At 42.9% G+C, this 12,155-nt stretch carries 10 protein-coding genes, 1 tRNA gene and 1 pseudogene; all 12 read left to right on the top strand.

Features of this window, described 5'->3' with window-relative positions:
• Positions 1-15: 15 nt before the first annotated feature.
• The 12 genes and pseudogenes from mtaA (at position 16) to C9889_RS03145 (ending at position 12,104) form a co-directional block, all read left to right on the top strand.
• Positions 16-1,055, top strand: a pseudogene (gene mtaA, locus C9889_RS03200) (methylcobamide:CoM methyltransferase MtaA).
• A gap of 83 nt (positions 1,056-1,138) precedes the next feature.
• Entirely contained in the window at positions 1,139-1,882 is a 744-nt protein-coding gene (locus tag C9889_RS03195) for a 4-phosphopantoate--beta-alanine ligase (protein WP_129597134.1), read from the top strand.
• A complete protein-coding gene (locus C9889_RS03190) occupies positions 1,879-2,526 on the top strand; it encodes an HD domain-containing protein (RefSeq protein ID WP_129597132.1) in 648 nt (215 codons plus the stop codon). Before C9889_RS03195 ends, C9889_RS03190 begins: the two co-directional genes overlap by 4 nt.
• A 15-nt stretch (positions 2,527-2,541) precedes the next feature.
• On the top strand, positions 2,542-3,876 hold the full coding sequence (locus C9889_RS03185) for an amidohydrolase family protein (protein WP_129597130.1): 1,335 nt from the start codon (positions 2,542-2,544) through the stop codon (positions 3,874-3,876).
• Between the two features lie 488 nt (positions 3,877-4,364).
• Entirely contained in the window at positions 4,365-5,564 is a 1,200-nt protein-coding gene (metK, locus tag C9889_RS03180) for a methionine adenosyltransferase (RefSeq protein ID WP_129597128.1), read from the top strand.
• A gap of 106 nt (positions 5,565-5,670) precedes the next feature.
• Complete coding sequence (ahcY, locus tag C9889_RS03175) at positions 5,671-7,077, top strand: adenosylhomocysteinase (RefSeq protein WP_129597126.1); 1,407 nt, start codon at positions 5,671-5,673, stop codon at positions 7,075-7,077.
• Between the two features lie 162 nt (positions 7,078-7,239).
• Positions 7,240-8,037 carry a glycine/sarcosine N-methyltransferase gene (locus C9889_RS03170; RefSeq protein WP_129597124.1) on the top strand — a complete coding sequence of 266 codons (798 nt, stop codon included), beginning with the start codon at positions 7,240-7,242 and terminating at the stop codon, positions 8,035-8,037.
• Positions 8,038-8,061: 24 nt separating this feature from the next.
• On the top strand, positions 8,062-8,898 hold the full coding sequence (locus C9889_RS03165) for a methyltransferase domain-containing protein (protein WP_129597122.1): 837 nt from the start codon (positions 8,062-8,064) through the stop codon (positions 8,896-8,898).
• 80 nt (positions 8,899-8,978) lie between these two features.
• The gene (locus C9889_RS03160) at positions 8,979-9,914 is read left to right on the top strand and encodes a carbohydrate kinase family protein (protein ID WP_129597120.1); all 936 of its coding nucleotides are present in this window, start codon (positions 8,979-8,981) and stop codon (positions 9,912-9,914) included.
• A 373-nt stretch (positions 9,915-10,287) separates the two neighbouring features.
• Positions 10,288-11,523, top strand: coding sequence for an adenosylhomocysteinase (locus C9889_RS03155; protein WP_129597118.1), 1,236 nt, complete (start codon positions 10,288-10,290; stop codon positions 11,521-11,523).
• Between the two features lie 219 nt (positions 11,524-11,742).
• Positions 11,743-11,819 (top strand) — tRNA-Lys (locus tag C9889_RS03150).
• A gap of 48 nt (positions 11,820-11,867) precedes the next feature.
• Positions 11,868-12,104 carry a DNA-directed RNA polymerase subunit H gene (locus tag C9889_RS03145; RefSeq protein ID WP_072359276.1) on the top strand — a complete coding sequence of 79 codons (237 nt, stop codon included), beginning with the start codon at positions 11,868-11,870 and terminating at the stop codon, positions 12,102-12,104.
• The last annotated feature ends 51 nt before the right edge of the window (positions 12,105-12,155 follow it).

Raw genomic sequence — 12,155 nt, 5'->3', positions numbered from 1 at the left:
ATCCGGAGGCATTTAATGACAGGCATCACACTAAAACAAAGATTTTTGGATTCCCTTGCAGGAAAAGATGTTGATAAGGTACCGGTCTGTTCGGTAACCCAGACAGGTACAATTGAATTGATGGAAGCCACCGGCAGCCATTGGCCAGAGGCACATTATGATGCTGAAAAAATGGCTGCACTGGCTATAGGCGGGTATGAGGTGGCCGGTCTGGAAGCCGTACGTTATCCTTTTGACGGTACGGTCATAGCCCAGACTCTGGGATGCACGATAAAGGAAGGAACTTTTGATTCGCAGCCATCTGTTCTTGACAACCCATGTAGTAATAAGGAGGATGTCGGGAAGTTCAATCTCCCGGATAATTTCCTGGAAAGCGAACGTATATCCACTATACTGGATGCCACGGAAATTGTCCGGGAAAGGGTTGGGGAAGATATTCCTGTTGTTGCAGGTATGCTTGGTCCTGCTGCAATTACGATCTCCCTTGTGGGTGCAAAAAATTACCTTATGTGGTCTCTCACAGAGCCGGAAACTATGCGTAAACTGCTCGGTATGGGTGTAGAAATATGTGTGGAATATTCCAATGCCCTTTTCGAAAGGGGTGTGGATGCATTTGTATGCCTGATTCCGAAGCCGGACCGGACTTGCTACCTCCAGATATGTTTGAATCCCTCGTTCTTCCGGAATATGACAAAATCTGTTCCGGCACTGATGGGCCTATGATATTGCACATGTGCGGAGATGCCACCGCAATCCTCGAACCGATGGCTTGTTCAGGATTTGAGGGATTAAGTATTGAAGAAAAAGTGGATGCCAAATATGCCAAAAGGATAATTGGGGACAGGGCTTGTTTGATAGGCAACGTTTCGCCTGTAGATATCCTCCTTTCGACTCCTGCGGAAGAAGTGAAAAGACAGGCTAAGATGTGTATTGAAGATGGTGTGGATATTCTTGCTCCAGGCTGTGGACTTGCGCCATATACTTCGCTTGAGAACCTGAAGGCTTTTGTGGAAGCAAGGGACGAGTACTATAAGGGTCTAAATCCCGAGTTATAAGAAGGTACAAATACCTGTTTTTCTTTTGAAGCAACAATTAATTGATCGATTTATTTTTGTTCTGATTATTGAGGTGTAAAAATTTGACTGGCATTCCACAAACACATCCTCGTTATCATTCCCTGATTGCAAGGGAAAATATTGTTGAAGGTGTGAATAAAGGTATTACTAGTATGCAGGGTCTTGTGGCTCAGGGCAGAGGTGAATGCTTTGACTACCTGCTTGGTGAAAGGACTGTCCCTTCGGCCTTACTTGCAGAAAAGATAGCTTCTGCATTGCTTCTTCTGGCAGATAGGCCGGTCATTTCGGTAAACGGCAATACATCGGCCCTTGTCCCTGAAAAAATGGTTGAACTTGCATCTGTCACAGGGGCATCCCTTGAAGTCAATCTTTTTCACCGTACCGAGGAGAGAGTTTCTCGTATCATCTCTCATCTGGAATCCTTTGGTGCGACCCGTGTGCTTGGGGCACGAGGGGATGGCAGGCTTGGTCTTGAACATGCCCGGGCTATTGTGGATCAGGAAGGAATCTACAGTGCAGATGTGGTTCTTGTTCCCCTGGAGGACGGGGATAGATGCCAGAAATTGGTGGAGATGGGTAAAACTGTTATTGCAATCGATTTGAATCCATTCTCACGCACATCAAAGACAGCCACACTTACGATTGTAGACAATGTGAACCGTGCGATGGCAAATATGATCAGCTATTCCCGGCAACTTGGAAACTGTAGCCATGGAGAGCTTGAGGAAATTGCAGGGGATTTTGATAACGCTACATTTCTCAGAGAAGCTGTTGGAGAACTAATGGAGAATCTTAAGAATCAGTGAAGGTGATCATTCTGGATATTATTGAAAGCACAAGAGATTATGTGTCAGATGTACTCTTCGATGAACCCAGTAGCCACGATATGGGTCACGTGGAGCGGGTCGAATCCCTTTGCATGTATATAGGGAAAAAGGAAGGGGGAAATCCTGATGTATTGAGGCTTGCTGCCCTATTGCATGATGTGGGGTTTGTTCGCGAACATCAGGAAGGCGGTGATCATGCATTGTATGGTGCTGAAATCGCAGGTTCTTTTCTGGCTGATAAAGAAGTTGATGAAAAAACCATTGAACATATTGTATCCTGCATACGTACTCACAGGTTCAGCCGGGGTATGGTTCCTGAATCAATCGAAGGGCAAATTTTACAGGATGCGGATAGGATTGATGCCCTGGGTGCGGTGGGGATTTTCAGGTCACTGCTTTCAATGGGGGCTTTGCGAGGCTTAAAACATGCCAATGGTACTGTGAAGGAAAGTTCCATGAATGCCTATGCGCAAAACCCTTTTGAAGGTTTTGAAGAATATATGGAAAGGAAGCCTTTTAAGATAATGGATCGTCTGAACACACATACTTCCAGGGATATTGCAACAGAGAGGCTGAAAATTATGGAAGCTTTTCTTGAACAGCTCAGAAAGGAAGTTTATTGATATTGGAGAGGTTTTATGGCTGATGTTTTGATCAAGAACGGTTACGTCCTTACTATGGATCCTGATACCGGAGATCTCAAAAAAGGGGAGGTTGCCATTGAAAATGGCAGGATTGTCTATGTGGGTCTTTCTTATAATGGCAAGGCAGACAAAATAATAGATGCAAGTGGTTCGGTTGTCATGCCTGGACTGGTAAATACCCATAATCATGCAGGTATGACACTCTTAAGGGGTTATGCCGATGATCTGCCACTTGCAGAATGGCTTGAGGATTATATCTGGCCCGTGGAAGAAAAATTGGGTCCGGAAGAAATCTATGCAGGGGTCAGGCTGGCATGCCTGGAGATGATAAAATCCGGAACAACCACCTTTGCTGACATGTATATTCATGAGCAGGCAGCTGCCCGTGCAGTTGAGGATTGTGGTATGCGTGCAGCCCTTTCCTATGGTATGATTGATTTTGGAGATCCAGAAAGGGCAGAATCTTCCCTATTAAAAGGCAGGAACTTTGTAAAGGATTTCAATGGTGCAGCCAATGGGCGCATATCTGCCATGTATGGCCCTCATGCTCCTCATACTTGCTCTCAGCAATTCCTGCAGGATGTGCGTAAGCAGGCTCGCAAGGATGATGTAAAAGTTCACATCCATGTGCTTGAAACCGAAGCTGAACTGAACCAGATGAAAGAGAAGTATGGCAAGTGTTCGGTTAACATGCTTCATGACATTGGTTTTTTTGACAGTGATGTACTTGCTGCTCATTGTATCTGGCTTTCAGAGGGGGATATGGATATTTTGGCTGAAACCGGGGTTCATGTGAGCCATGATCCTGTGAGTAATATGAAAACGGCAGCAGGTATAGCACCGGTGCCACAACTGCTTGAAAAGGGTGTGAATGTGTCCCTGAGTACCGATGGATGTGCTTCAAACAATAATCTTGATATGTTCGGGGTAATGAAAATGACTGCACTGCTCCATAAGGTAAACAGTATGGACCTAACTGTCATTGATGCCCGGAAAGTGCTTGAGATGGCCACTGTAAACGGGGCAAAGGCACTTGGAATTGAGGCCGGTATGATCAAAGAAGGCTACTATGGCGACTTAATTATTGTGGACATGAAACGTCCGCATCTTACTCCATTGTATGATGTCGATTCGCATCTAGTCTATTCGGCTCTTGGTAGTGATGTCACAACAGTGTTGGTAGACGGGAAAGTGCTAATGGAAAACGGCCAGGTTCTATGTATGGATGAATATGAGATAATGGCAGAAGCTTCTAAAGCTGCAAAAAAAACTGACAGTCAGCATCTGATTGATGTTCTGGGTTTGCAGGGGTCTTTAGTTGACAAATAATTTTGGACACGACATAGATTTTAATGGTGGCTATCTGTAGATACATTCATGAAAATCCTTCAAAATACATTTGTAATGTTTGGCCAGAAAGCCATAATAGTAGGTTTGATTTATTATTTTTGAAATGGAATATATATTTACTTTCTTATATACTGTAAAAATAATTTGAAATCCTTTAATTTGAAAACACATATATAGTATGGCGTATTATGTGATGGCAATCAGTTACGATTATAGTGGAAGGGTATGTTCGTGGTAATCAATGATTATCATTGATTCCAGAAATGTCCACTATATTATGTTATAGGAATGTTTCAGTGTGGAATTATCCATTCTTGACATTTGATTGCGAATTCAGATCCAAATGTATGTCCGTTCATCCGGGCCTTTAACGTATCCGTTCAATCGGACCTTATAACGTATCCGTTCAATCGGACCTCTAGCGTATCCGTTCAATCGGACCTTTAAGATAAAACAGGAGTGTGAAAATGAGTAAACTCAAATATGACCACGTATTTACTTCAGAAGCGGTCGGTGCAGGACATCCAGATAAGATATGTGATCAGGTATCTGATGCAGTTCTGGATGCATGTCTGGAAGCTGATTCTGACAGTCGTGTGGCATGTGAAACACTTGTAGCCCATGACCTTGTGGTAAATGCAGGTGAAATTACCTGTAAAGGTATGGAACAGATTGATACAGAGAATATAGCACGTGAAGTTATTCGTGATATAGGGTATGATCATAAGGACCTTCTTTTCTGGGACAAATCCTTTGAATACATATCAAAAATCCATGAACAATCCCCTGACATATCTATGGGAGTTACCGAGGGTACAGGGTTATATGAAGAGCAGGGTGCAGGGGACCAGGGTATGATGTTTGGTTATGCTACCAATGAAACAGATGAGTACATGCCTGCTCCAATTGCGTTTAGTCACAGGCTACTCCGGTACCTGGACTCTATCCGTCAGGAAGGTAGGGTGTCCTACTTAAGACCGGATGCCAAATCACAGGTCTCAGTGAAATATGTAAATGGAAAACCTGACCACATAACAGCTGTAGTTATATCACAGCAGACTGACGACATCCCACTTGAAACAGTTCGTAATGACATGGTAGGATTTATCAATGAAGTCCTTGAGCCAACCGGCATGTTGAGGTCAGATACCGAGTATTACATAAACCCAACAGGAGGATTCGTTCTAGGAGGTCCCTATGCAGATGCAGGACTTACCGGACGTAAGATCATCGTGGATACCTATGGAGGAGTAGGCAGCCATGGTGGGGGAGCTTTCTCGGGTAAAGATCCTTCCAAGGTTGACCGTTCAGCAGCATACTATGCAAGATATGTCGCCAAAAACATAGTTGCAGCAGGTCTTGCCGATAAATGTGAAATCCAGGTAGCTTATGCTATTGGTGTCTCAAAGCCTCTCAGTATCAATGTTGATACCTATGGTACAGGTGTAATAGAAGACCAGGAAATTCAGGATGTACTTGAATCCGGTGAAATATTTGATTTCAGACCGGCAGCCTTGATAGAAGATCTGAATTTACTGCATCCTAAAGGTTGGTCATACAGGCAGGCATCTTCTTATGGTCATTTTGGCAGGAATATTTTCCCATGGGAACAACTTGACAAGGTGGATAGCCTCAAAGGAAAATTCAATCTCAACGTAGTGAAATGATTTTTGTCTAAATCACAATAGTCGCTATTTAGATTGGTACTAGGTATTTAGAAGTATATTTGGAATCTTAGCGTTGCTAAGAAGATGATTAATTATTGGTGAAAATATGGTTACAAATAAGGATTATAAAGTTAAAGATATCGGACTTGCTGACTCCGGTCGCAAGCAGTTAAATATAGCTGAACAGGAAATGCCGGGTCTTATGGCCACACGTGAAAAGTACGGGCCTATGAAACCACTTAAAGGAGCACGTATAAGTGGCAGTCTTCACATGACTGTTCAAACTGCAGTTCTTATTGAGACACTGGTTGAACTCGGTGCAGATGTGCGCTGGGCATCATGTAATATATTCTCAACCCAGGATGAAGCAGCAGCTGCAATAGCAGAAACAGGTGTTCCGGTTTTTGCATGGAAGGGTGAAACACTTGATGATTACTGGTGGTGCACCAAAAAGGCATTGACCTGGCCGGATGGTAAAGGTCCAAATCTCATTGTGGATGATGGTGGAGATGCCACTCTGATGATGCATCGTGGGTATGCAGCAGAAGATGACCCTTCCATCCTTGATGAACCTACAGACAACAAGGAACTTATAGCCCAGAATGAAGTGCTTAAAAAATCCCTGAAGGAAGATCCTCAATTCTGGCATAAAGCGGTTGCTGATTGGAAGGGTGTGTCCGAGGAAACAACCACCGGTGTGCACAGATTGTATCACTGGGAAAGGAAGGGAGATCTTCTTACACCTGCTATAAATGTCAATGACTCTGTAACCAAGAGTAAATTCGACAATGTCTACGGATGCAGGGAATCCCTTGTAGATGCCATAAAACGTGGTACTGATGTGATGATTGCAGGTAAGGTTGCAGTTGTTTGTGGTTATGGTGATGTTGGTAAAGGCTCAGCAGAAGCACTGGCTAATCACAAGGCAAGAGTGATTATTACAGAAACCGATCCAATCTGCGCACTGCAGGCATTGATGGAAGGCTATGATGTTATGACTGTTGAGGATGCACTGCCCTATGGTGATATTTATGTTACCACAACAGGCAACTGTGATGTACTTACGACCGAACACATGTCTAACATGAAAGACCAGGCAATTGTCTGTAACATAGGCCATTTTGATAATGAGATCCAGGTTGATGCACTTAACAATATGGATACTGTTAAAAGGATCAATATCAAGCCACAAGTAGATGAATACCAGTTCCCTGATGGACATTCCATATATGTGCTGGCAGAAGGTAGACTTGTCAATCTGGGCCTTGCAACAGGCCACCCGAGTTTTGTCATGTCAAACAGTTTCACAAACCAGACACTTGCGCAGATCGATCTCTGGGAGAGTCCAAAGGAAGTTGGCGTTTATCGATTGTCAAAAGTACTGGATGAAGAGGTTGCAAAGTTGCACCTCAAAAAACTTGGTGCTAAATTGACCGAAATGTCACAAGAACAGGCTGAATACATCGGTGTCCCTGTTGGAGGACCTTACAAACCAGAACATTACCGATACTGAATAATTAAATTATGGATTTTTGGATAAGGGCTCCCCGGGGTGGGGGCCCTTCATTAATTTCGCTTAATCTATTCTGGATTCATGAATGCATGAGCCAGGCGAATAGCAACAATCGAATGTATTTGTAAATATACTACATTAAATAACAATAGGAGGATCTACATGAACCAAGTAGAAGAAGAAGAACAGGATTTTGGAGATAATCCAATAGAAGTAAGGGAATCGGACCATTATGAGGAAGAGTATGTTCCTGGATTTGTTGATAAATGGGACGAACTCATCGACTGGGAAAGCCGTGCCAAGGGCGAAGGAGATACTATCATAAACATCCTGAAAAAGAGAGGTGTTGAGAAAATACTCGATGTGGCAACAGGCACCGGTTTTAATTCTGTTCGTTTACTTCAGGCAGGTTTTGATGTCGTAAGTGCAGATGGCAGTGCCGAAATGCTTGCCAAGGCCTTCGATAATGCCCGTGATCATGGGTATTTGATGAGGACCGTTCAGGCTGATTGGAGATGGATGAATAAGGACATCCATGACAAATTCGATGCTATTGTATGTCTGGGTAATTCATTTACACACCTTTTCGATGAAGGCGACCGCAGAAAAACTCTGGCTGAGTTCTATGCGCTGCTGAAACATGATGGTGTATTGCTTCTTGACCAGCGTAACTATGATGCCATACTGGATGATGGTTATTCCAGCAAGCATGCCCATTATTACTGTGGGGATACTGTATCAGTCTATCCGGAACATGTTGATGAGGGGCTTGCCCGCTTCAGATATGAATTCTCGGATGGTTCAGTCTACAATCTCAATATGTTCCCCTTGAGAAAAGATTACACCAGGCAACTTCTGCATGAAGTTGGTTTTCAGGAAATAAACACCCTTGGGGACTTTAAAGAGACCTACAAAGAGGATGAGCCTGATTTCTTCCTCCATGTTGCAGAAAAAAATTAACAAATATGGGAAGATGGAATCAACATGTCTGAAAACCAAAAAACCGCAGTAGATAAAGCACAGGAATACTACAATAGCGATGACGCCGACAATTTTTACTTTACCATCTGGGGCGGCGAGGATATCCATGTCGGTCTCTATAATTCAGAAGATGAACCAATATTTGACGCCAGTCGACGTACGATTGAAAGGATGGCATCAAAAATAAGTAATCTGGATAAGGATAGTAAGATTCTGGATATCGGAGCTGGTTATGGTGGAGCTGCCAGGTATCTGGCCAAAAAATATGGCTGTCAGGTAGTTGCCCTTAATTTGAGTGAAGTAGAAAATGAACGCGACCGAAAAATGAATGAGGACCAGGGTCTTAACCATCTTATAACAGTTTTGGATGGTAGCTTTGAAGAAATTCCCTATCCCGATTTCTCTTTCGATGTGGTATGGTCCCAGGATGCAATCCTTCATAGTGGTAATCGTGAACAGGTTATCAAAGAAGTTGCTCGTGTGCTGAAAAGTGGCGGAGATTTTGTATTTACTGATCCGATGCAGACTGACGATTGTCCGGAAGGGGTCTTACAACCAATACTGGACCGTATCCATCTGGAAACCCTCGGTTCACCCGGTTTTTATCGGGAATCTGCCAAAAAGTATGGTATGAAGGAAATTGAATTTGAGGAACATGCTTCCCAGCTGCCGACCCATTATGGAAGAGTGTTGAAAGAAACTGAAGGTCAGGAAGATGAGCTCTCCAAAGTAGTCAGTCAGAACTACATCAATAATATGAAACAGGGCCTCAACCACTGGGTAAACGGTGGCAATAACGGATATCTGACCTGGGGTATATTCCATTTACGTAAAAAATAATTGGAATAATTACCTTTTTTTTATTTTCATATGGATGGTCTATAATTCAAACTAGAATCATAATTTAGGAGTACATATAAATGGACAAAGCTTTAATTTGTGGATCTTTCGCTTTTGATAATATCATGGTTTTTAATGACCAGTTCAAGAATCATATTTTACCGGATAAAGTGCATATATTAAATGTGTCATTCCTTGTACCTGAACTGCGTCGTGAGTTTGGAGGTTGTGCAGGAAACATAGCCTACAATCTCAAGTTACTTGGTGGTAATCCTCTCCCAATGGGAACAGTTGGTACCGATTTTGAGAATTATGCAAAATGGATGGATGAGAAGGGTATCAACCGGGAACATGTGAATGTGGTTGATGACACTTTTACAGCACAGGCTTTCATTACAACAGATATGGATGACAACCAGATAACTGCCTTCCATCCCGGGGCAATGAATTATTCCCATAATTATTCAGTACTTGATGTAAATGATCCTGCAGTGGGCATTGTAGCACCGGATGGCAGGGAAGGTATGATTCAGCACGCCCGGGAATTTGTGAGTGCGGGTATACCTTTCATCTTTGATCCCGGTCAGGGCCTGCCTATGTTTGATGGTGATGAATTAATGGAATTCATAGAGCAGGCTACCTGGTTGACAGTTAACGACTATGAGTGGCAATTGATTCAAGAGAGGACTGGCAAGAGTCAGGAGGAGATCTCTGCAAAGCTCAAAGCTCTTATAGTTACAAAAGGTCCGGAAGGTTCATTGATCTATAAAGACGGTGAAGTAATCCAGATTCCTGCCGCCAAACCAGCTGCTTTACAGGATCCCACGGGTTGTGGGGATGCATATCGTGCTGGCTTGCTCTATGGTCTAACAAATGACCTGGATTGGGAAACCACAGGACGGATTGCATCTTTGATGGGTGCTATAAAAATTGAACACCAGGGAACCCAGAACCATCACTTTAAGCTAGCGGATTTCAAGAGACGTTTCAAGGAAGCCTTCGGTACGGTCTTTTAAAAAATAGGACAAATCTCAGGTGGAAGAAATTCTGGTGCATTAAACCATAATTTCTTCTTATTTTGTTTATATGGAGCTATTTGAATTTGTATTGATGGGGTTGCTTATGTTGCAATCACATATGCAAATGAATTGAAAATTTTGGGATTATTTGCATTTTTGGTTGCTTTACAAGTGCGGGTTGTAATATTGCAATTTGTCGTGACCTTTATGGTTGCATTAATAAGGTTTAAGTATTTTACAGACAAAGCATATTCATTCGTCAGCTTTTTGTTTTTCCCAAACATTGTCGTTGTATTCCATTGTGTGGGATTGTGAAGAATTAGAAATTTTAAGTATTTTTTAATAGAGTCATTATCAAATGAGGTATTGTATGATCGATGAGGAAATTATTGAATCTGGTGAACAAAAAATTGAGTGGGCCAGGAATCATATGCCTGTTCTTTCTATAATCAGGAAGGAATTCGAAGATGAAAAACCTCTGAAAGGTCACAGGATAGCAATGGCACTTCATGTAGAGGCAAAGACTGCCGTATTGGTAGAAACCCTTGCTGCAGGAGGGGGCGAAGTTGCTATTACCGGTTGTAATCCTCTGAGTACGCAGAATGATGTGGCTATGGCTCTGGATATGAAGGATAATATCGATTGTTTTGCAAAATATGATTGTTCCAGCAAGGAATATTATGGATCTATCGACAGGGTACTTGATATTGGTCCGGATATAACCATCGATGACGGTGCGGATCTGATTTTTAAACTTCATACGGAAAGGACCGAACTTCTTGATTCAATACAGGGTGGGTGTGAGGAAACTACCACAGGGATCCATCGTCTCAAGGCAATGGAAGCGGAAGGGGCCCTGAAGATGCCGGTAATTGCCGTAAATGATGCTATGACCAAATTCCTTTTTGATAACCGTTATGGTACGGGGCAATCTTCCTGGGATGCGATTATGAGGACTACCAACCTGTTAGTGGCGGGTAAGACCGTTGTCATTGGTGGCTATGGCTGGTGTGGTCGTGGTGCTGCCATGCGGGCTTCAGGCCTGGGTGCAAATCTCATTGTGACAGAAGTGGATCCAATACGTGCTCTTGAAGCAAAAATGGATGGCTTCAGGGTCATGCCTATGCAAAAGGCCGCTCTATATGGTGATATCTTTGTGATGACCACTGGAAATACTGATGTACTGAACAGGGGTCATTTTGAGGTGATGAAAGATGGTGCCATACTTGCCAATTCCGGACACTTCAATGTGGAAATAAATCTGGAAGATCTTGTTGCATTGTCTTCTTCAGTAAGGGATGTCAGGAAAAATATCAAAGAATATACGGTAGGCGGTAAACACATTAATGTTCTTGCCGATGGGAGGTTGGTAAATCTTGCTGCAGGCGATGGTCATCCGGCTGAAGTGATGGATATGAGTTTTGCTAACCAGGCCCAATGTGCGCGTTATATTGCCGAGAATAAACTTGATGTAGGGGTGCATGCGGTACCTCCTGATCTGGATATGCGTGTGGCCAGGCTCAAACTGGAATCTCTTGATGTCGAAATAGACTCGTATTCTCCCAAACAGGCAGAATATATGGGTGGCTGGGAATGTGGGACATAAACAGATAACTTTGTAAAGTCGGAAAATGATGCTATATATACCTTGTTTGGAGTAGTGTTCTACTGCTTCTTTATTTTCCGCAATTATGGTTCATTTTCATGCGTTGGAGGCATTTGGTTTTCGGTAGAAGTGCCCTCTACAATAAACCTTATATACAATGCCACTCATGTATTGGCGCTGCCTAAGGGTGGCATGAATGGTGTATGCGGCAAACATTGTGGGCTCGTAGCTTAGTCAGGCAGAGCGTCTGGCTTTTAACCAGACGGTCTAGGGTTCAAATCCCTACGAGCCCGCCACAAAATTATGGGAAACATTTACCTGCAGATTTTTTAGGAGGATATTATTTGAGTAAGTTCAGCCTGCTTGATCATGAATTCATTCCCCGTCATGAAATTATTGATGAGGATGAAATAAAATCTGTTCTTAAAGAGTATAATATTGGTAGGGAACAGCTACCTAAAATCAAGATAGAAGATCCTGTTATTAAAGAAATTGGTGCTGAAGTGGGAGACGTAGTGAAAATTACCCGCAAAAGCCAGACTGCAGGAGAGGCCCCCTATTATCGGTATGTAATTGAATGACATGCATAACTCATATTCGCCGGGTTCTGTCCCGTTCATTGATTTTGTTCT

Origin of the sequence: Methanohalophilus profundi, from assembly GCF_004137855.1 — an archaeon.
GTDB classification, from domain to species: Archaea; Halobacteriota; Methanosarcinia; order Methanosarcinales; family Methanosarcinaceae; genus Methanohalophilus; species Methanohalophilus profundi.
The sequence above is the reverse complement of the archived record's forward strand: the minus strand, read 5'-3'. Positions and strand labels throughout refer to the sequence as shown.

Excerpts from the sequence above, each read along its gene's own strand:
- C9889_RS03185 (WP_129597130.1), top strand. The coding sequence starts at position 2,542 with ATGGCTGATGTTTTGATCAAGAACGGTTACGTCCTTACTATGGATCCT.
- metK (WP_129597128.1), top strand. The coding sequence starts at position 4,365 with ATGAGTAAACTCAAATATGACCACGTATTTACTTCAGAAGCGGTCGGT.
- ahcY (WP_129597126.1), top strand. The coding sequence starts at position 5,671 with ATGGTTACAAATAAGGATTATAAAGTTAAAGATATCGGACTTGCTGAC.
- C9889_RS03170 (WP_129597124.1), top strand. The coding sequence starts at position 7,240 with ATGAACCAAGTAGAAGAAGAAGAACAGGATTTTGGAGATAATCCAATA.
- C9889_RS03165 (WP_129597122.1), top strand. The coding sequence starts at position 8,062 with ATGTCTGAAAACCAAAAAACCGCAGTAGATAAAGCACAGGAATACTAC.
- C9889_RS03160 (WP_129597120.1), top strand. The coding sequence starts at position 8,979 with ATGGACAAAGCTTTAATTTGTGGATCTTTCGCTTTTGATAATATCATG.
- C9889_RS03155 (WP_129597118.1), top strand. The coding sequence starts at position 10,288 with ATGATCGATGAGGAAATTATTGAATCTGGTGAACAAAAAATTGAGTGG.